The sequence below is a fragment of the Pseudomonas wadenswilerensis genome, assembly GCF_900497695.1.
Lineage (GTDB): Bacteria > Pseudomonadota > Gammaproteobacteria > Pseudomonadales > Pseudomonadaceae > Aquipseudomonas > Aquipseudomonas wadenswilerensis.
This window is the reverse complement of sequence record NZ_UIDD01000006.1, coordinates 24,168-42,224: the sequence shown is the minus strand read 5'-3', so window position 1 is coordinate 42,224 and position 18,057 is coordinate 24,168. Positions and strand designations below refer to the sequence as shown.

Below are 18,057 nucleotides of genomic sequence, written 5' to 3'. Positions count from 1 at the left end.
GTTCGATTATGGGCGAAAGCGCCGGGCAGCGGCAAACCCCGGAGAAATTCAGCAAGCGCACAGGCTGAGCGGCTATGCTCGCTGAATGAACCCGTTCCCCAGCCTGACCGACCTGCCCTGCCAGTTGCACCAGCCCCAGGTGCGCGACCTGGCTTGGGTCATTCTTGCGCCGCCGATGCTGCGCGATACGCCGTGGCCGCAGCGTCATCCGCTGGCGGCCAGCCGCTGGGTGGCCGAGCCTGAACAACTGCGCCAGTGGCTGCTCGAGCAAGACCGCGACAGCCACGCCCTGCTGCACTGGCTGGCCCAGGCCAGCACCCGGCGCCTGGGGCTGTACTACGAACGTCTATGGCAGTTCGTCCTCCAGCATGCCCCCGGAGTGACTCTGCTGGCCGCCAACCTGCCGATCCGCAACGGCGGGCATACCCTCGGCGAGCTGGACCTGCTGCTGCGCGACAGCGACGGCGTGCACCACCTGGAGCTGGCGATCAAGCTGTACCTGGGACCGCAAAGCGGCAATGGCGATAACCCGGCGCAGTGGCTGGGGCCCGGTTGTCACGACCGCCTGGACCGCAAGCTTGCGCACCTGGCCGAGCATCAACTGCCGATTTCGGCCCGCAGCGAAAGCCGCGAAGCGCTGGCGGCGCTGGAGATCGAGCAGTTCAGTGCACAGTTGTGGCTGGGCGGTTACCTGCTTTATCCCTGGCCGGGGCAGGCGCAACCGCCGCAAGGAGCGAATCCGCAGCATCTGCGTGGGCGCTGGTTGCACCAGCGTGACTGGGCAGCGTTCCGTGCCCAGAGTGCGCCCGGTCGCTGGCAGCCGTTGCCGCGCCATGCCTGGCTGGCGCCGGCCTGTTACCCGGTGCAGGACTGCTGGTCGGCACAGCGCTTCGCCACCTGGCTGCAGGCCCTAGACCCGCTGGCGCCAGCGCAGTTGCTGGTGCGGCTGGTCGCGGGTGAGCGTGGCGACTGGGAGGAAGCCGAGCGCTTGTTCCTGGTTTCGGACTTATGGCCGAACCTGCCGGGGTGACAGGTTTTGCGCCTGCTGCGCAGGCGATCGCCGGCAAGCCAGCTCCCACATGCACACAGATCTACTGTGGGAGCGGGCTTGCCCCGCGATCAGGCCAGCCCTAAACCACAGTCAACCGCAGCGCCAGCGCCACCAGGGTCAGCAACAACACCGGCACCGTCAGCACAATCCCGACCTTGAAGTAATACCCCCAGCCAATCTTCACCCCCTTGCGCTCCAGCACATGCAACCACAAAAGCGTCGCCAGGCTGCCAATCGGGGTGATTTTCGGCCCCAGGTCGCTGCCGATCACGTTGGCGTAGATCATCGCCTCCTTGACCACACCCGTGGCGGTACTGGCATCGATCGACAAGGCGCCGATCAGCACCGTTGGCAGGTTGTTCATGATCGACGACAGCACGGCAGTCAGCAGCCCGGTGCCCAGCGCCGCGCCCCACACCCCGCCCGCGGCAAAACCGTCGAGCCAGCCGGCCAGGTAGTCGGTCAGCCCGGCATTGCGCAGGCCGTAGACCACCAGGTACATCCCCAAGGAGAACACCACGATATGCCAGGGCGCCTCCTTGAGCACCTTGCGCGTGGAGATTTTGTGCCCGCGTGCCGCCACCAGCAGCAACACCAGTGCACACACCGCCGAAATCGCGCTGATGGGAATGCCCAGCGGCTCCAGGGCAAAGCAACCCAGGAGCAGGATCAACAACACCAGCCAGCCGGCGACAAAAGTCGCCGGGTCCTGCACCACGCTGCGCGGCGCATCCAGTTGCAGCGGATCATAGTCAGCCGGGATGTCCCGACGGAAGTACCACAACAGCACCGCCAGGGTCGCCGCCACGGCGACCAGGTTGACCGGCACCATCACCGCCGCATAGCGGTTGAAGCCGATGCCGAAGAAGTCGGCAGAGACGATGTTGACCAGGTTCGACACCACCAGCGGCAAGCTGGCCGTGTCGGCAATGAAGCCCGCGGCCATGACGAAGGCCAGGGTCGCCGCCGGGCTGAAGCGCAGGGCCAGAAGCATGGCCACCACGATCGGGGTGAGGATCAGCGCCGCGCCATCATTGGCGAACAGCGCCGACACCAGCGCCCCCAGCAGCACGATATAGCAGAACAAGCGCCGGCCACTGCCGCGCCCCCAGCGTGCCACGTGCAACGCCGCCCAGGCGAAGAAGCCGGCGGCATCGAGCAGCAGGCTGATGATGATCAGGGCGATGAAAGTACCGGTTGCGTTCCAGATGATCTGCCAGACCACCGGGATATCGCTCCACTGCACCACCCCGCAAAGCAAGGCCAGCAGCGCCCCGCCCGTGGCACTCCAGCCGACGCCAAGGCCTCGGGGCTGCCAGATCACCAGGGTAATGGTCAGCAGGAAAATCAGTGATGCCATCAGCATGAAGTACAAGCCTTGCAGATTAGAGTGGGTACAAGCGCCGGATTCTAGCGACAGATCAAGGTTGCCGTGATGAATTTCTGCTGCAATGCCCGGGTAACCGGCTGGCAAGCAGTTACAGTTAGCTGACTGCGCCAGAAGAGCGCGGACTTCGACCTGATGATGAGGAACACCCATGACTCTGAGCCAAAACCAGGCCCGCTACAGCGGCCTGTCGATTGCCCTGCACTGGCTGATGCTGGTGCTGCTGGCGGCGGTCTATGCCTTTATCGAACTGCGCGGCATGTTTCCCAAGGACAGCGCCGAACGCGCCTTGATGAAAGACCTGCACTTCATGCTGGGCCTGAGCGTGTTCGTGCTGGTCTGGCTGCGCCTGGCCCTGCGCCTGGGTCGCCCGACCCCGCCGATCATTCCGGCGCCACCGGCCTGGCAAACAGGCCTGGCGCACTTGATGCACCTGGCCCTGTACCTGCTGATGATCGGCCTGCCGCTGGCCGGCTGGCTGCTGCTCAGCGCCGCCAACAAGCCGATCCCTTTCTACGGTTTCGAGCTGCCGGCGCTGGTCGCCCCGGACCCGGACCTGGCCAAGTTCATCAAGGGTTGGCATGAGCGCATTGGCACTTGGGGCTACTGGCTGATCGGCCTGCATGCCGTGGCCGGCCTGTTCCATCACTACGTGCAGCGCGACAACACCTTGTTGCGCATGCTGCCGCGCAACAACTAGGCAAAACCGCGGCGGCCCTGCAGGCCGCCGCTGTGCAGGAAGATCAGCCGGGTGCCGGCGGCAAAGGCCCCGGCTTCGACTTCCCGGCGCAGCGCCAGCAAGGCCTTGGCGGTGTACAGCGGTTCCAGCGGCATGCCAGTTTCAGATTCGCAGTCGGCCATAAAGGCCAACAGCCCGTCATCGACCTTGGCAAAGCCGCCACGGCAGGCCTCATGCAAGCGGTAACCGCCCTTGCCGACCAGCGCTTGCACAGCCTCGGGCACGCCATGATCCAGCGGCACGGCCAATGCGCCATGGACCTCGTGCCTGCCTGCTTCCGCCAACACCAGCCCGGCCAGGGTGGTACCGGTACCGGCCGCCAGCCACCAGCCGTGATAATCCGCCCAGCCCAGCGCCGCCAATTGCGCTTGCGCCTGCTCGACAATCAAGGCGCAGCCCTTGGCGCCCAAGGGCCCGCCCCCACCTTCGGCGACACATTGCCAGCCTGGATAAAGCGCCTGCCAGGGCTGCCAGAAACCCGGTTGATGACGCTCGCGATAACCGCCATACCCCAACCAATGCAGCTGCATGCCGAAGGCCTGCAGGTCGCGCACGGTCGGTGTGTCCTGCGGATGGCCACGCAGCAGTCCTGCGGTGGCAAAACCAAAGCGCTCGCCGGCAGCCGCCAGGGCATGCAGGTGATTGGAATGGGCGCCGCCGAGGCTGATCACCCCGGGCGCACCCTGGGCCTGGGCGATTCGCAGGTGTTCGAGCAGCTTGAACCACTTGTTGCCGCTGATCAGCGGGTCGATCAGGTCCAGGCGCAACACCGCCAGCTCGACGCCATGGGCGCGCAGCCAGTTCAAGGGCAAGGGTTGCAAGGGTGCGAGGGGAAGGTCGTCGAATCTGCCGATCATGGGCGGGGCACAACAGGGCTGCCAGGGCCGCGCAGTGTAACAGCGCGACGGGCCCGGCGGCCCGCCGCGCTGCGCCAGTCAGAGCTCGGCGGCCAGGCGCGAACCCTGGTTGATGGCGCGCTTGGCATCCAGCTCGGCGGCGACATCGGCGCCACCGATCAGGTGCACCGACTGGCCGGCGGCGACCAGGCCGTCCTGCAGTTCGCGCAGCGGGTCCTGGCCGGCGCAGATGACGATGTTATCCACAGGCAGCACCTGCGGCTCGCCCTCGGCGATGCGGATGTGCAGGCCGGCATCGTCGATGTTCAGGTACTCGACACTGTTGAGCATCTGCACCTGCTTGTTCTTCAGGCCCGTGCGGTGAATCCAGCCGGTGGTCTTGCCCAGGCCATCGCCGACCTTGGTCTTTTTGCGCTGCAGGAGGAACACCTGACGCGCCGGCGCATGGGGTTCGGCCTTGATGCCGGCCACACCACCGCGGGCTTCAAGCTGGGTATCGATGCCCCACTCCTTCCAGAACGCCTCGCGGTCCTGGCTGGTGGCCACGCCCTGGTGCACCAGGTACTCGGAGACGTCAAAGCCGATACCGCCGGCACCGATCACCGCCACCTTCTGCCCTACCGGCTGGCGCTGCAGCAGCACATCCAGGTAGTTCAGCACCTTGGCGTGCTCGATGCCGGGGATGGCCGGCAAACGCGGAGCGATGCCGGTGGCGAGGATGATCTCGTCAAAGCCGCCCGCCGCCAGTTGCTCGGCATCGACGCGGGTGTTCAGGCACAGCTCGACGCCAGTGGTCTGCAGCTTGCGTTTGAAGTAGCGCAGGGTTTCATAGAACTCCTCTTTGCCCGGCACGCGCTTGGCCACGTTGAACTGACCGCCGATCTCGCTGGCCGAATCGAACAGGGTCACTTCATGGCCGCGCTCCGCCGCAACGGTGGCAGCCGCCAGGCCCGCGGGGCCGGCACCCACCACGGCGATGCGCTTGACCTGGGTGACCGGCAGGTAATTGAGCTCGGTTTCATGGCAGGCGCGCGGGTTGACCAGGCAGCTGGTCAGCTTGCCGCCGAAGGTGTGGTCCAGGCAGGCCTGGTTGCAGCCGATACAGGTATTGATCTCGTCGCCACGCCCGGCGGCGGCCTTGTTGACGAACTCCGGGTCAGCCAGGAACGGCCGCGCCATCGAGACCATGTCGGCATCGCCTTCGGCAAGGATCTGCTCGGCGACTTCCGGGGTGTTGATGCGGTTGGTGGTGATCAGCGGGATCTGCACCGCACCGCGCAGCTTGGCGGTGACCTTGCTGAACGCCGCGCGCGGCACCTTGGTGGCGATGGTCGGGATCCGCGCTTCGTGCCAACCGATACCGGTGTTGATAAGGGTCGCGCCGGCCTGCTCCACGGCCTTGGCCAGTTGCACGATCTCTTCCCAGCTGCTGCCGCCCTCGACCAGGTCGAGCATCGACAGGCGGAAGATGATGATGAAGTTCGGCCCTACCGCTTCGCGCACCCGGCGGACGATTTCCACCGCCAGGCGCATGCGGTTCTCGTAGCTGCCACCCCAGCGATCGGTGCGCTGGTTGGTGTGGGCGGCGAGGAACTGGTTGATGAAGTAGCCTTCCGACCCCATGATCTCGACGCCGTCGTACTCGGCGCTTTGCGCCAGCAGCGAGCAGGTGACGAAGTCCTGGATCTGCTTCTCGATGCCCTCTTCATCCAGCTCGCGCGGCTTGAACGGGTTGATCGGCGCCTGGATGGCGCTCGGCGCTACCGATTTCGGGCTGTAGGCATAGCGACCGGCGTGGAGGATCTGCATGCAGATCTTGCCACCGGCCTCATGCACCGCCTGGGTGACGATGCGGTGTTTATCGGCTTCTTCCGGCGTGCTCAGCTTGGCAGCGCCGGAATACACCCCGCCCTCCACGTTCGGGCCGATGCCGCCGGTCACCATCAGGCCGACGCCGCCACGGGCGCGCTCGGCAAAATAGGCCGCCATGCGCTCGAAACCGCCGGGCTTTTCTTCAAGGCCGGTGTGCATCGAGCCCATCAGGGTGCGGTTGCGCAAGGTGGTGAAACCCAGGTCCAGCGGGGCGAGCAAATGCGGGTATTGAGCGGCGGCCATAGTCAACTCCACAACAGGCGTAATCACGGAATGCGGGCGCCTCGCCAAGGCTGGCGGGGCCCGTCAGTTATCTGAGGCCGACATTAAAGAGCCAGCGGGCGCGGCTCAATGACCGAAAGTGACAAGTTATTGATCCTACTGCACCCGGGTCCCCTTGGGACCGATACTCAAAGTGTGTAATCACCTGTCGTTTTTCCGGAGAATCTTATGATTGCACCATTGCTCCTTTTGCACCTTTGTATTGACCGAAAACATGGTGGACCGGTGTGCGGGGACATAGTGGACACTTTCGGCACGATTTCTAGCCGGGATTTCACCCATGACCTGAAAGGCCAGGAGCCGCCCCCGAGGTGATCGCACAACTGCAGGACTACGCCGAGGGGCGGCGGGAGATCGAGGTGGTGCTGGAGAAATTTCAGGGGCAAGATTGTCGATGGACAACTGCTGCCTCACAAGGCATAACCCAGGAACCACGGAAATAACATGAGCAGCAAACAACTCAACGAAACCAGCAAGTTTCTCAGCTATGTTCTCAGGCATGAGCCACAAGCTATCGGCTTGCAGCTAGACAGCGAAGGCTGGGCAGATATCGATTCTATGATTGCCGGCGCGGCTAAAGACGGGCGAATCCTAGATACCGCACTTATTCAAGCGGTCGTCAGCAGCAGCGATAAAAAGCGCTTCAGCATCTCGGATGATGGACAACGCATTCGCGCCGTACAGGGCCACTCGACATCCAGCGTCAGCCTTCAGCACATAGAGAAAGAACCACCGGAATTTCTCTACCATGGCACAGCAACACGCTTCCTGGCGTCGATCCGCCAACAAGGGCTGATTGCTGGCTCACGCCACCACGTGCACCTATCGCAGGACAGATCAACAGCGATTGCTGTCGGACAGCGCTATGGAAAACCTGTGGTACTAAAAATTGAAGCCCTGCGTATGTACCAACAGGGCTTCAAGTTATTTCAGGCGGAGAATGAAGTTTGGCTAACTAGCCATGTGCCAGAAAAATTCTTGTGCGAAATATGAACTACCCGTTAACGGCCCAACAGAAATTATTTCCAAACAAGATACAATAAATAACGCCATTCTGAAAATCAGACTTTAGCAACGTCACTCAGCCAGACATCAAAGCTCGGCAACTCATAAGATCGCCCCTTGTTGCCTAGATCAATAACAACAACTCGAGGATCGCCACCTAGGCAGTGTACGAAAAGTAATGTCGCAAACACCGCATAGCACAAGCTAACGAGACCATTGCTGCGTAGCTTTTCGCGAGCTTGTCGAAGCGTGTGACGATGCGGCGGTTCTCTTTCAGCCAGCCGAACATGCGTTCGATGATGTTGCGTTGCCGGTATTTCGGCCGATCAAACAAGCGCGGCAAGCCGGGCTTGGGTTTGCGCTTCATAGATCGCAGAGGGATTACCGGCTGCATCCGGTATCGGTCACAGTAGCGTCGCAGGGCTTCGGCATCGTAGCCCTTATCAGCCAAAAGCCAACGGCAGCGTTTGCGAGGGCGACCGCGCAAACTGGGGACATAGGCTTCATCGAACAGTGGCTGGGCGTACGAGATGTCACTGGCCTGTCCGCCCGAAAGCAGAAAGCGCAGCGGTACGCCATTGGCGTCGCAAAGCATATGAATCTTGGTCGTCAGGCCTCCGCGACTGCGGCCTAGGGCGTGGTCTGAGGGTTCATCAGGCCCCCTTTTTTCCCGGCGCCAGATGAGGCTAGGGTTGCACGTACAGCAGTGGAGTCGATCATCCAGGTTTCCAGGTCGATCAATCCTTGCTCGTTTAGCTTGATGTGCAGCCGCTTGAGCATCAGGTCGAACGTTCCCTGGTTACGCCAATCCCGAAACCGCTGGTAGACCGTTGACCAGGGCCCGAAGCGCTCGGGCATGTCGCGCCACGCGGCGCCTGAGCAAAGCACCCAGAGCACGCCATTGAGCATCAAACGGTCATCGGCTCTCGGCCGACCGCTGCGCCGGGGCTGTTCAAAGAGATCAGCAACCAGCTCCCAGGCTGCATCGGGAATTTCGTACCGCTTAACCATCGTGGCCTCCTGCCTTCGATGGGCGCGAACTCTACCGAATATCAGTGTCCAGGTGCGGTGACGGCGGTTTCAAAGGATTTCGTACAGAACCTAAGTCGTCACCATCAAAAAAAGCGGCGTCATCATTTAACTGAGCAAATGGAATTAAATTTCGACCCTCTAAACCTACCCCCATAACTGTGCCGCAAACGCCACGACAACTAACCACCTTCCGTGCTTGCATCATCAAACCACCAGACAAAGTCATTAGGTAAATCTACCGACTTGGCCAGCTCCAGATATTTTTCTGGATACTTAAAGCCAGCGGGTAACTGCGCAGTTGAATAGGTACGAAAAGCCTTCTGCATTATCATCACCTCGGAATCTCAGGATCGGAAATAGATCTGCGGGGGAGCTTCTCCGCCCAATGTCTATCCACACTAGGCACTCCATAGAGATTTAACCCCCCAGCTTTTGAAGGGCGAACCTCAATAATTTCCCCTTTACCACCTGAAGCATAAAGTAACTTTCTTGCAATGCCTGAACAGTCTGATCCTGAGCAGCTCACCATATTTTTAATTTGCGAGCTCCGCATCACATCATCAACAGACTTGCTTGGCGAAAACTCCGGACTGACAGGGCGGAATGGACGATCCATTCCTGGCGGGATAAACTCGTCGACCTTTCCAGCAGAACCTGCGCCTTTTGCACCTATTCAGTTATTTGATAAAAAGTAACAGTAGGCCCGTAATCCTGATCCGAATTCGAAACTTCAACAGAAAATTTCCTCTCTGGAAATTTGTCTTTCAAGACCAACCGCCATGACAAAGAAACAATTTCAGCTAGCTGTTCAAAAACAACGTCATCGACCTCATCATTGCAGCCTGAAAAAACATCGTACAAGTGAGTATGGTTCATTATTTCTTCAACTGCACGAACATCACCATCAAATTTTTTTAGCCATACAAAAAAAACATCATGATCGTATTTAGCATTTAAAATAACAGCGCCCTGACTAACAAAAAAATCAGGAAACAACAGCCTGCAAAACAGCAGACAATCTTCAGGACTGCACACGGCGCTGACATAAGAAAATATATCAATATTATCTTTTTCAGCCCAGCTTGATGCCCACAACTCGTATCTGCTCAAACCACTAAATGGTCTAATTGTATTAATCTTCATTATGGAATCTCATCCGGGGTGGTAGGCCGCGGAGCCAGTTTCGTAGAAGGCGACTGAACCCTGACCGTCCCGTCCGGCAACGTATTTCGACCATATTCTATTACATGTGGTGTCGACACATTAGCATGAGCTTTGCCGGTAACGTCAACTCGCTTAACAATCATCCCGGCTGAATCATAGACGGCATAGCTGGTGATATTTCCTTGATTATCGGCCCGATACACAGTTCCATTCGCTGGTCCACCATCATGCTTAAAGCGGCCGCTAACCTGAGTAGCGTTTTCAAGCGGACCTCCAACAAGATCATTTGCGTTACGAGGAACAGAATTGATGCTAGTTGAGCCTTTTGCACCTTGCCCCGGACCAGATTCAACCTTGCTGACCGCCGGCTTCTTGCCACCTTCAACAACGCCATGCCCTTTGCGTCCAGGTACACCACCCGCAAGTATAGCTGCGATCAGCTCTCCGCCACCGACCAGATATCGATCACTCTCAACATTCAGGTCAAGAGTGTCCTTGCCTTCCATCCGTTCAGCAATCGCTTTCCCCAGCCTTTCCTGTATTTCGCCCAGCCTTGCCTGCAACTCCTCGGCAAACGACGTCTGCTCCAGAGCACCGAATACCATCGCTTGCGCGACACCTTTGGGCCCTTGAGCAAGCGCCAGTACGACTCTAACCGCTTGGGCTTTTTCGTCGTTATCTTTGATGTACTTGCTGATTGCCGATGTATAGCGAGTTGGACCATTGCTTGAGGGTCTCATCGGTCTTGAGTACCGCGTCGACAGACGACCCAGTGACATACAGATCCGTACGCGACTCTTCATCGCGGGTGATCTCGTAGGCCTTGTCGACATCGCGGTTCAGCCCCGCAGTGGAGTCGTCACCGGACTCGGCATCCTTGCGCACCACGATCTGGCCATCACCGACGGTGGCGCGGACGATCTGCTCGCGGTCCTTGTCGTACTCCCAGCCGTTGACGCTCCAACTGGTCTTGGCGTCTTCACCCCTGCCGCCCTTGCCCACCTGCGTGCTGTCCTGGGTGGTGTTGCCCTTGCCGGCGCTGTAGCTGCGCCATCACTGCGAAGTGTCCCCTGTTGATTGTTCAACTGCCCATCAAGCGTGGCGTCGCGCGCGGTTGCCTCGCGCAGGGTCATGTTCAGGTTTCGCTTGGCGAACACGCTGCCCTGATCACTATTGTCCAGGTGCGCGGCATTCAACGTGACCGACTGCTGGCCACTGATGATGCCTTTGATCTGGTTGTTCAGCCGATCGAGGGTCAGCTGCAGGTCGGCGTTGGCCAGCAGGCGGCCGCCACTGTTGTCGAGTTGACGGCCCGTGAGGTCCAGTTGCGTAACACTGGAGATTTCCCCGGCACGGTTGTCCAGGGTATCGACGGCAAGGTGCATGGCCTTGCCCGAATTGAGCAGGCCGCCCTGCCTGTTATCCAGGGCACCGGCGTTGATCTTCAGCACGCCGACCGCAGCGATGCGGCCTGTGCGGTTATCAATGCGGGTGCCGTCGAGCAGCAGGTTCGCCTTGCTGGTAAGCCGCCCCTGGGACAGGTTATCGAGGCTGCCGGTGCCCAGTTGCAGGTCGTCGGCTGCGGCGATCAGGCCGGCCTGATTGAGCAGATGCCCGGCAATGCGGGCCGTCAGCGCGCCATCGCTGGTGAGTTTGCCGTCGGTGTTATTGACGCTGGCCGCGCTGAGCGTGAGCGTGTTGCCAGCCGAAAGTGTACCGCCAGCGTTGCTGATGGCGCCGTCGGCGCTGAGCGTCAGCCCATGATCCCCCTGAACTACACCTTGGCTGTTGTCCAGTGAAGTCAATGTAGCGGCGTGGACGGTGCTCGTAAGAAGTGCGCTGAAAACCAATAGGCCAGGCAAAAACCGCGTCCCTGGAAATACGGGGTGCATGTTCGATCCATCGAAAAAATTAGTGGCAAATTAACATCACCCATCTGTTCAGACAAGAATTCGAGGCACTCAGCCTGTCCAGACGGTAGTAAAAACCGCTGTTTGCGACTCAATCGCTATTAAGCCCCTTTCCATAAACCCAAGGGCGGCGAGCCAACGACAAGGGAGAAAAGCTGCACTAAACCGTTGATTTGCTGTATTGCTATGGCAAATCTCAGTAAAATTCCCAGCCATGCGAAAACTTCTGTTGAGCGCCCTGGCGCTGGTTGTCATTGCCGCCCTGAGTGGCTACGGGTTCTGGACCGAACAGCGCCCGGCCGGGCACTACCTGTCGGACCTGCGCATCGAGCTGGCCCTGAGCGAAGGCGTGCCGGCCGATCACGGCAACCTGCTGGGCGTCGAGCCGCAACTGTTCCCCGGTGACTACCAGAGCCTGCAGCGCCTGCATCGCAAGCTGGCCGCCTACCTTGAACATGCCCGCGCCCAGGGCCTGATCAACGCCAAGACCATCGTTATCCTGCCGGAACACATCGGCACCTGGCTGTGGGCCCGTGGCGAGAAAAACGAGCTGTACCAGGTCACTGAGCGCCGCGAAGCCCTGCAGTGGCTGGAGCTGAGCAACCCGCTGCGTTATGGCCTGGCCATGCTTGGCGCCGAAGGTGACGACCGCCGCGCCGATGCCCACCTGCGAATGAAGGCCGGGCAGATGGCCGAGGACTACCAGCAGCTGTTCGGCGGCCTGGCCAAGGAGTTCGGCGTGACCCTGGTGGCGGGTTCCATCGTGCTACCTGAACCCTATGTCGAGCGCGGCACCCTGCGGATCGGCTCCGGCGCCCTGTACAACGCCAGCCTGGTATTCGCCAGCGATGGTTCGGTACTCGGCCAGCCGCAACGCCAGCAGCACCCGGACAGTGAAGTGCGGCGCTTTATCAGCAGCGGCACCGACCAGCCGCCGCAAGTACTGCAAACCCCGGCCGGGCGCCTCGGCGTGTTGATCGGCAGCGACAGCTGGTACCCGAGCAACCAGCAGCAACTGGTCAACCAGTTCGCCCAGATCGTCGCCAACCCGGTGTTCCTCAGCGGCCTCAACAGCTGGAACGCGCCATGGCGCGGCAACCGCCATCAGCCGCTGGCCTCGTCGCTGGCGCTCAAGCCTGGTCAAGTGAGCGAACGCGACGCCTGGCAGCGCCTGACCCTGGACGCCAACGCCGCCAAGGTCAGCAGCATGAGCGTGTTCCTGCGCGGGCGCTTCTGGGACCAGGCCGCCGATGGCCAGGGCTTTGCCCAACTCAACGGAGCGAACCTGGGCGGCACCGCCAGCCCGGGTGCGCGCCTGTTGAACGTCTGGCTGTAAGGCATGAACAGCCCGCGTGTGCGCCTGGGCGATCTGTCGGTCGGTTTTATCCAGCCGTTGAGCGAAACCCTGCAACAACGCGGGATCGATCCCGGGCCCCTGCTCACCCGCTACGGGCTGGACTCGGCGCGCCTGGCTGAACCGGGCGCGCGCCTGTCGATCCCGCGCTATATGCACCTGGGCCATGCCGCCATCGAGCTGACCGGCGATCCGGCCCTCGGGCTGCACATGGGCCACATCAGCCGCCTCGGCCAGGCCGGCCTGGCCGGCGTCACCGCAGCGCAAGCGCCAACAGTCGGCGAAGCGGCGCGCACCTTGCTGCGCTTCGAGCCCCTGTATGCGGCCAACTACCGCGGGCACTCAAGCTTTCATGAGGACAGCGGCGGCGCCTGGCTGCGCTTCTACTCGATCAGCCCGTACAACGCCTACAACCGCTTTGTAGTGGATTCACTATTGGCCGGCTGGCTGGCGCAGTTGTCGAGCCTGGCAGGGGTGGTCCTGCTGGCGGAACGGGTCGAGATCGAGTTCGAGGCGCCCGCCTACGCCGCCCACTACCAGGCCTTGAGCAGCAACCAAGTACAGTTCGGCGCGCCCACCAACCAGTTGCGCCTGAGCCGCGCCAACCTTGCCCTGCGCAACCCGGCGCACTGCCCGAGCACCTGGCAGCACCTGCTGCAACTGTGTGAGGCGGAGCTTGAACAACGCACACGGATACGCAGCCTGGGCGAGCGCATCGCGCACCTGCTGGGGCCGTTGCTGAACGGCGGACGGGAACCGGATCTGGAGGAAGTGGCCAGGCATCTGCAACTGCCGACCTGGACCCTGCGGCGCAAGCTGGCCGAGGAAGGCACGCAGTTTCGCGCCATCCTCAACGATACCCGGCGCGACCTGGCCATGACCTACATCCGCGACACGGAGCTGGCCTTTGGCGAGATCGCCTATTTGCTCGGGTTTGCCTCGGCAGAGGCCTTTCAGCGCGCGTTCAAGCGCTGGAACGGTATCACTCCGGGGGAGTTTCGCCGCAGCCAGCGGCGTACCGGCTGATTACAGCTCGGTAGCGTCTTCGGCGGGCTCGACCGGGTCGAGCTCAATGGCGCGGTATTCGAGTAGTTCTTCTTGATAGTCGTCCATCATCTGCTCCGTCGTTTCACATTCATGTCATTGATTCGTCAACGAGCCTAAAGTGCCGTGATGAAAGAAAAATGACAATGACGCTTATCAAAACAACGTAGCAGGGACTGCTGAATTTACAGCGGCGCCTGCCCGCTGCTGCTGGCCGGTGCTGCCGGGGCGATGCTCGGGGTCGGCTCGGCCGGCGTGCTGCTGTCCTGGACGCTGATCGGCGCAGCTTCTGCCGGTGGCGGTACCGGCTTCGAGCCGTTGCTGTCGTCCACCACTGGCGCGGCGGGCGCCTCGGCAGCCGGGGCCGGCGCAGGTTCGCTGACCGGCACGGCAGACGCCGGAGCCGCTGGCGCAGGCGCTTCGGCCGGCGTGGGGGCCAGGGCGGCCGGTGGCGCTACCGGCGCAGTTTCCGGCACACCCAGCTCCACTGCCGGCTTGGCCGCAGGCTTGGGGTCGGCCTTTTTCTTGTTTTCCTTGGGCAGGAAGCTTTCGACCAGAGCGAAGTAACGCTCGTAGAACTTGGCCGACGTCACGGTCTCGCTGGCGACCTTGACCATCGAATCATCGCTGGAACCGATCGGCATCGACACCGAACCCAGCACACCCACGCCGAGGCTGGCCGAGGTGTTGGATTTTTTCAGCGCGTAGCGGTCCTGCAGGGCGTTGGCGAACATGGTCGAGCGCTGCTCGTCGCCGCTGTCAGGGGCGCAGACCACATTGAAGCTGATCTGCAGGTGAGAATCGCCGGTCTGCTGGAAGCTCTTGTTGCCATTGACCTGGCCAGCGTCGCTGCTGGTGATGATGTAGCCCTGGCTGAGCAAGGCACGGCGCGCCGCTTCGCAGGTACCGGCTTCACTCACCGGAAAGCTGCGCGAGAAGGTGCCCGAGTCGGCGAAATTCTCGTGTTCGTAGATGGCAGCTTTCTTCGAAGAACAGCCGGAAACACCCGCCAGCACAAGGGCCAGCCCGAGCGCACTGCAGACGGTTGACTTTGACATTGCAAATCCTGAGGAAAACGGTCGGTGCCTATTGTGCAACACATCGGCGGAATGCTGAAACCATAGCCTGCCAATCACCGCAGAAAATTCATGCAAGGCGCCAGTTACCGCCCCTGACGCCGGGGTTTGACCATTGGTCGATAAGCCCACAGCAACTTCGACCAAGCCCTACCTGTTGATCGGATCCATCCGACTATTGCCTGGCACATTCTACGGCTACGCTGGCAACTAGCCACCACCCCATCCATACAGGTCGACAGGAGTTACCTCGGTGAAAAACCTCTCCGTGAAAATCAAGCTGTTGCTCGGTTTTGCGCCCATCCTGGTGTTGATGGCGCTGCTGGCCATTACCGCCATCAACAGCCTGAACACCCTGACCCAACGGGCCGACCGCCTGGTGTCGGTCAATTACATCCTCGACAACCTCAATGAAATGCGCGCCGCCCAACTGAGCTTCGAGCAACGGCGCGACGCCACCTTCGCCAGCCAGCTGACCAAGGCCCATCAACAGGCCACACAGTTGGTCGAGGAAAACCTCGCCGCCTTGCCCGATGCCGATTCGCAGCGCTTGCTCACAGCCACTGGCGACGACCTCAAGCAATACCTGGAGCAGTTCGAGCAACTGAAAGCGGCCACCGGAGGCACCCTGCTGCAGACCAAGCTTCACGATCAACTGCTGGAAAACGTCCATCGGGGCCTTGAAGCGATCAACCAGCTAATCACCCTGCAAAACCAGAAGAGCACCGAGGAGTCGAGCAACAGCCGCAGCTTGATGCTCAGCCTGCTGTTCGCCGCCCTGGTGCTGGGCGTGCTGATCAGCGCGCTGATCATCCGTCAGGTCACCCAGCCGCTGCGCCAGGCCGTGGAAATTGCCCGGCGCATTGGCGAAGGCGACCTGACCAACACCGCCAGCGAACCCCGCCGCGACGAGTTCGGCCAGTTGTTGCAAGCCCTGGCGCAAAGCGGCAACAACCTGCGGGAAATGCTCGGCCAGGCCGGGCATGTCACCCGCCAGCTGTCGACCGCCGCCGAAGAGCTGTCGACCATCACCGAACAGACCAGCGCCGGCATCACCAGCCAGAAGGTCGAGACCGACCAGGTGGCCACGGCGATGAGCGAGATGGTCGCTACCGTGCAGGAAGTCGCGCGCAATGCCGAAGAAGCCAGCGAAGCCACGCGCCAGGCCGACAGCCAGGCCAAACAGGGCAATCGCGTGGTGCAACAGGCCCTGAGCCAGATTGGCCAGTTGGCCGATGACATCGGCAACTCGGCCAGTGCGGTCAGTCAGTTGTCGGAAGAAAGCGAGCGTATCGGCACGGTAATGACGGTGATCAACGCCATTGCCGAGCAGACCAACCTGCTGGCCCTCAACGCCGCCATTGAAGCAGCGCGCGCTGGCGAGGCCGGCCGCGGTTTTGCCGTGGTGGCCGACGAGGTACGCGGGCTGGCCCAGCGTACCCAGCAGTCGACAGCGCAGATCGAGACGCTGATCGTGTCCTTGCAACAGGGCGCGCAGAAGGCTGCCGAAATGATGCACGCCAACCAGCAGCAGGTCGGCGGCACGGTAGCGTTGGCCAATCAGGCCGGTATCGAACTGCAGGCCATCACCCAGACCGTGACCAGCATCCAGAGCATGAACCTGCAGATCGCCACCGCTGCCGAACAGCAGAGCAGCGTGGCCGAATCGATCAACCGCAGCGTGCTCAGCGTGCGTGACGTGGCTGAACAGTCGTCAACCGCTTCGCAGCAGACCGCGGCCTCGTCGGTGGAGCTGGCGCGCCTGGGCAGCGAACTGCAACAGCTGGTGGCGCGCTTCAGGGTTTGACGGCCAGATCAGCCGAACAGACCGCCGTCATCGCTATCGATAACGATCGACGACAGGCTCACATGCCGCGGCCGGGTCACGGCAAACAGCACGGCCTCGACCACGTCACGGTTGGTGCCGCGCTCGCCCTTCCGGCGCTGGGCGGCCGCCTCCCAGGCAGGTTCGGTCGGGGAGATATCGTCCAGGTAGGGCGGGTGCACGCACAGCGAACGGATCGGCGTGCCGGCCAGTTGTTGACGCAAGCCCTCGGCCAAGGCTCGCTGGGCGTGCTTGGCGGCGTAGAACGGCACTGAGACGCTCTGCAAGGCGGCATTGGGCAAAGCGCTGATCGAGCCTATGGTGACGATGTCCGGGCGCTGGGAACGGCGCAGGGAAGGCAGCAGGCCCTGGGTGAAGAGGAAGGTGCCGGTGACCGCGGCGTTGATCACGCCGTGGACGTCCTCAGGCGAGTAGCCCTGCTCGTTCTGTTCCAGCCACATGGCACCGTTGTTGATCAGCAGGTCGACGGTGGGAAAGCGCTGGCTGATGGTTTGCGTCGCGCGGGTTACGCTGGCGCTGTCGGCCAGGTCGACCTGAACAGTGATCGGCAGTTGGCCTGTGCGGGTTTCGATGGTGGCGGCGACGTGTGCCAGCGCCGCCTCATTGCGGCCACAGAGCACCACTTTGCAACCGGCGTCAGCCAGGGAGATGGCCAGGGCTGCACCCAGGCCGCGTCCGGCGCCGGTGATCACCGCGATCGAGTCTTGAAGATTGTTCATCCTGAACCTCAGTGGAAGACTGGAGGCTCTAGCATAGCGGTTGTGAGGACTGGATGTAGACCAAGTAGGCCTCATCGCTGGCAAGGCCAGCTCCCACAAGTTTTGTGTACACCGCGCTCCTGTGGGAGCCGGCCTTGCCGGCGATGGCCACACCACAGTGCCGAAATTCAGGCACAAAAAAAGCGACCCGCGGGTCGCTTTCTTTGTTACTTCGATATGGCGCAGCGGACGGGACTCGAACCCGCGACCCCCGGCGTGACAGGCCGGTATTCTAACCGACTGAACTACCGCTGCGTGTCGTGCTCACCCGGGCTGCGCAAAGGCTGCAAACCCCGGGCACAAAAAAAGCAACCTCAGGTCGCTCTCTTTGTTGCTTCGAGGAGTTCAAGGGCCTCGAGGCGAAGATGGCGCAGCGGACGGGACTCGAACCCGCGACCCCCGGCGTGACAGGCCGGTATTCTAACCGACTGAACTACCGCTGCGTATCGTACAGGCTTACGCCCGCTTGAAACTGGGATCTGGCTTCAAGGCTATTCAGCCTTGGAACCTCAAACCGGTCGTTGACCGATCTGGAGAATAGTGGCGCAGCGGACGGGACTCGAACCCGCGACCCCCGGCGTGACAGGCCGGTATTCTAACCGACTGAACTACCGCTGCGCATATGGACTTGCGTCCGGTTCCTCTCTGGTAACACCTTCTTGCGAAAGTGTCGGGTCAGG

General features: G+C 61.5%; 16 protein-coding genes, 3 tRNA genes and 1 pseudogene. 6 read left to right on the top strand and 14 right to left on the bottom strand.

Annotated features, from left to right (window positions below; translation table 11 throughout):
* Positions 1-85: 85 nt before the first annotated feature.
* Complete coding sequence (locus CCOS864_RS09035) at positions 86-1,030, top strand: DUF1853 family protein (RefSeq protein WP_115085999.1); 945 nt, start codon at positions 86-88, stop codon at positions 1,028-1,030.
* A gap of 100 nt (positions 1,031-1,130) precedes the next feature.
* On the opposite strand, the gene CCOS864_RS09030 is transcribed toward CCOS864_RS09035, so the two are convergent.
* A complete protein-coding gene (locus CCOS864_RS09030) occupies positions 1,131-2,417 on the bottom strand; it encodes an arsenic transporter (RefSeq protein WP_038994216.1) in 1,287 nt (428 codons plus the stop codon).
* Positions 2,418-2,589: 172 nt separating this feature from the next.
* On the opposite strand from CCOS864_RS09030, the gene CCOS864_RS09025 reads away from it, so the two are divergent.
* A complete protein-coding gene (locus tag CCOS864_RS09025; protein WP_095161640.1) occupies positions 2,590-3,138 on the top strand; it encodes a cytochrome b in 549 nt (182 codons plus the stop codon).
* On the opposite strand, the gene CCOS864_RS09020 is transcribed toward CCOS864_RS09025, so the two are convergent.
* Both CCOS864_RS09020 and CCOS864_RS09015 read right to left on the bottom strand, forming a co-directional pair.
* Complete coding sequence (locus tag CCOS864_RS09020) at positions 3,135-4,034, bottom strand: 1-aminocyclopropane-1-carboxylate deaminase/D-cysteine desulfhydrase (protein ID WP_115085998.1); 900 nt, start codon at positions 4,032-4,034, stop codon at positions 3,135-3,137. The genes CCOS864_RS09025 and CCOS864_RS09020 overlap by 4 nt on opposite strands.
* A 78-nt stretch (positions 4,035-4,112) precedes the next feature.
* Positions 4,113-6,149 carry an NADPH-dependent 2,4-dienoyl-CoA reductase gene (locus CCOS864_RS09015; RefSeq protein ID WP_115085997.1) on the bottom strand — a complete coding sequence of 679 codons (2,037 nt, stop codon included), beginning with the start codon at positions 6,147-6,149 and terminating at the stop codon, positions 4,113-4,115.
* A 483-nt stretch (positions 6,150-6,632) separates the two neighbouring features.
* On the opposite strand from CCOS864_RS09015, the gene CCOS864_RS09010 reads away from it, so the two are divergent.
* On the top strand, positions 6,633-7,181 hold the full coding sequence (locus tag CCOS864_RS09010; RefSeq protein ID WP_038994213.1) for an RNA 2'-phosphotransferase: 549 nt from the start codon (positions 6,633-6,635) through the stop codon (positions 7,179-7,181).
* A gap of 169 nt (positions 7,182-7,350) precedes the next feature.
* On the opposite strand, the gene CCOS864_RS09005 is transcribed toward CCOS864_RS09010, so the two are convergent.
* From CCOS864_RS09005 to CCOS864_RS28690, 6 genes and pseudogenes are all read right to left on the bottom strand, one after another.
* Positions 7,351-8,204, bottom strand: a protein-coding gene (locus CCOS864_RS09005) for an IS5 family transposase (RefSeq protein WP_095161635.1) whose coding sequence is annotated in 2 segments (ribosomal slippage) — positions 7,351-7,860 and positions 7,863-8,204 — 852 coding nt in all. Because the reading frame shifts where the segments join, the coding sequence is not laid out codon by codon here.
* Positions 8,205-8,404: 200 nt separating this feature from the next.
* Positions 8,405-8,551, bottom strand: a complete 147-nt coding sequence (locus CCOS864_RS28200) for a hypothetical protein (RefSeq protein WP_167458870.1) — start codon at positions 8,549-8,551, stop codon at positions 8,405-8,407.
* Between the two features lie 343 nt (positions 8,552-8,894).
* Entirely contained in the window at positions 8,895-9,368 is a 474-nt protein-coding gene (locus CCOS864_RS09000) for a hypothetical protein (RefSeq protein WP_224793722.1), read from the bottom strand.
* Positions 9,368-10,129 (bottom strand): polymorphic toxin type 24 domain-containing protein, encoded by a 762-nt coding sequence (locus CCOS864_RS08995; protein WP_167458869.1) that lies wholly within the window; start codon positions 10,127-10,129, stop codon positions 9,368-9,370. The genes CCOS864_RS09000 and CCOS864_RS08995 overlap by 1 nt, the downstream gene beginning before the upstream one ends.
* Positions 10,065-10,391, bottom strand: a complete 327-nt coding sequence (locus CCOS864_RS28195) for a hypothetical protein (RefSeq protein ID WP_244211890.1) — start codon at positions 10,389-10,391, stop codon at positions 10,065-10,067. The genes CCOS864_RS08995 and CCOS864_RS28195 overlap by 65 nt, the downstream gene beginning before the upstream one ends.
* A 221-nt stretch (positions 10,392-10,612) precedes the next feature.
* Positions 10,613-11,281: pseudogene (locus tag CCOS864_RS28690) on the bottom strand (hypothetical protein); the annotation flags it as partial.
* 232 nt (positions 11,282-11,513) lie between these two features.
* Here CCOS864_RS28690 and CCOS864_RS08985 point away from each other — a divergent pair.
* Together CCOS864_RS08985 and CCOS864_RS08980 are read left to right on the top strand one after the other, a co-directional pair.
* A complete protein-coding gene (locus CCOS864_RS08985; protein ID WP_038994204.1) occupies positions 11,514-12,635 on the top strand; it encodes a nitrilase-related carbon-nitrogen hydrolase in 1,122 nt (373 codons plus the stop codon).
* Between the two features lie 3 nt (positions 12,636-12,638).
* Positions 12,639-13,679 carry an AraC family transcriptional regulator gene (locus CCOS864_RS08980; protein WP_038994203.1) on the top strand — a complete coding sequence of 347 codons (1,041 nt, stop codon included), beginning with the start codon at positions 12,639-12,641 and terminating at the stop codon, positions 13,677-13,679.
* A 203-nt stretch (positions 13,680-13,882) separates the two neighbouring features.
* On the opposite strand, the gene CCOS864_RS08975 is transcribed toward CCOS864_RS08980, so the two are convergent.
* Positions 13,883-14,755, bottom strand: coding sequence for a DUF2242 domain-containing protein (locus CCOS864_RS08975; protein ID WP_038994202.1), 873 nt, complete (start codon positions 14,753-14,755; stop codon positions 13,883-13,885).
* A gap of 271 nt (positions 14,756-15,026) precedes the next feature.
* On the opposite strand from CCOS864_RS08975, the gene CCOS864_RS08970 reads away from it, so the two are divergent.
* Complete coding sequence (locus CCOS864_RS08970) at positions 15,027-16,580, top strand: methyl-accepting chemotaxis protein (RefSeq protein WP_038994200.1); 1,554 nt, start codon at positions 15,027-15,029, stop codon at positions 16,578-16,580.
* Positions 16,581-16,588: 8 nt separating this feature from the next.
* On the opposite strand, the gene CCOS864_RS08965 is transcribed toward CCOS864_RS08970, so the two are convergent.
* The 4 genes from CCOS864_RS08965 to CCOS864_RS08950 all read right to left on the bottom strand — a co-directional run bounded on the left by CCOS864_RS08965 (position 16,589) and on the right by CCOS864_RS08950 (position 17,995).
* Positions 16,589-17,338 carry an SDR family oxidoreductase gene (locus tag CCOS864_RS08965; protein WP_166675662.1) on the bottom strand — a complete coding sequence of 250 codons (750 nt, stop codon included), beginning with the start codon at positions 17,336-17,338 and terminating at the stop codon, positions 16,589-16,591.
* Between the two features lie 217 nt (positions 17,339-17,555).
* Positions 17,556-17,632: transfer RNA gene (locus CCOS864_RS08960), tRNA-Asp, on the bottom strand.
* Positions 17,633-17,743: 111 nt separating this feature from the next.
* Positions 17,744-17,820, bottom strand: a tRNA-Asp gene (locus tag CCOS864_RS08955).
* Between the two features lie 98 nt (positions 17,821-17,918).
* A tRNA-Asp gene (locus CCOS864_RS08950) sits at positions 17,919-17,995 on the bottom strand.
* Positions 17,996-18,057 lie beyond the last annotated feature (62 nt).

Coding starts and splice junctions, on each gene's coding strand:
- CCOS864_RS09035 (WP_115085999.1), top strand. CDS start 86: ATGAACCCGTTCCCCAGCCTGACCGACCTGCCCTGCCAGTTGCACCAG.
- CCOS864_RS09030 (WP_038994216.1), bottom strand. CDS start 2,417: ATGCTGATGGCATCACTGATTTTCCTGCTGACCATTACCCTGGTGATC.
- CCOS864_RS09025 (WP_095161640.1), top strand. CDS start 2,590: ATGACTCTGAGCCAAAACCAGGCCCGCTACAGCGGCCTGTCGATTGCC.
- CCOS864_RS09020 (WP_115085998.1), bottom strand. CDS start 4,034: ATGATCGGCAGATTCGACGACCTTCCCCTCGCACCCTTGCAACCCTTG.
- CCOS864_RS09015 (WP_115085997.1), bottom strand. CDS start 6,149: ATGGCCGCCGCTCAATACCCGCATTTGCTCGCCCCGCTGGACCTGGGT.
- CCOS864_RS09010 (WP_038994213.1), top strand. CDS start 6,633: ATGAGCAGCAAACAACTCAACGAAACCAGCAAGTTTCTCAGCTATGTT.
- CCOS864_RS28200 (WP_167458870.1), bottom strand. CDS start 8,551: ATGCAGAAGGCTTTTCGTACCTATTCAACTGCGCAGTTACCCGCTGGC.
- CCOS864_RS09000 (WP_224793722.1), bottom strand. CDS start 9,368: ATGAAGATTAATACAATTAGACCATTTAGTGGTTTGAGCAGATACGAG.
- CCOS864_RS08995 (WP_167458869.1), bottom strand. CDS start 10,129: ATGAGACCCTCAAGCAATGGTCCAACTCGCTATACATCGGCAATCAGC.
- CCOS864_RS08985 (WP_038994204.1), top strand. CDS start 11,514: ATGCGAAAACTTCTGTTGAGCGCCCTGGCGCTGGTTGTCATTGCCGCC.
- CCOS864_RS08980 (WP_038994203.1), top strand. CDS start 12,639: ATGAACAGCCCGCGTGTGCGCCTGGGCGATCTGTCGGTCGGTTTTATC.
- CCOS864_RS08975 (WP_038994202.1), bottom strand. CDS start 14,755: ATGTCAAAGTCAACCGTCTGCAGTGCGCTCGGGCTGGCCCTTGTGCTG.
- CCOS864_RS08965 (WP_166675662.1), bottom strand. CDS start 17,338: ATGAACAATCTTCAAGACTCGATCGCGGTGATCACCGGCGCCGGACGC.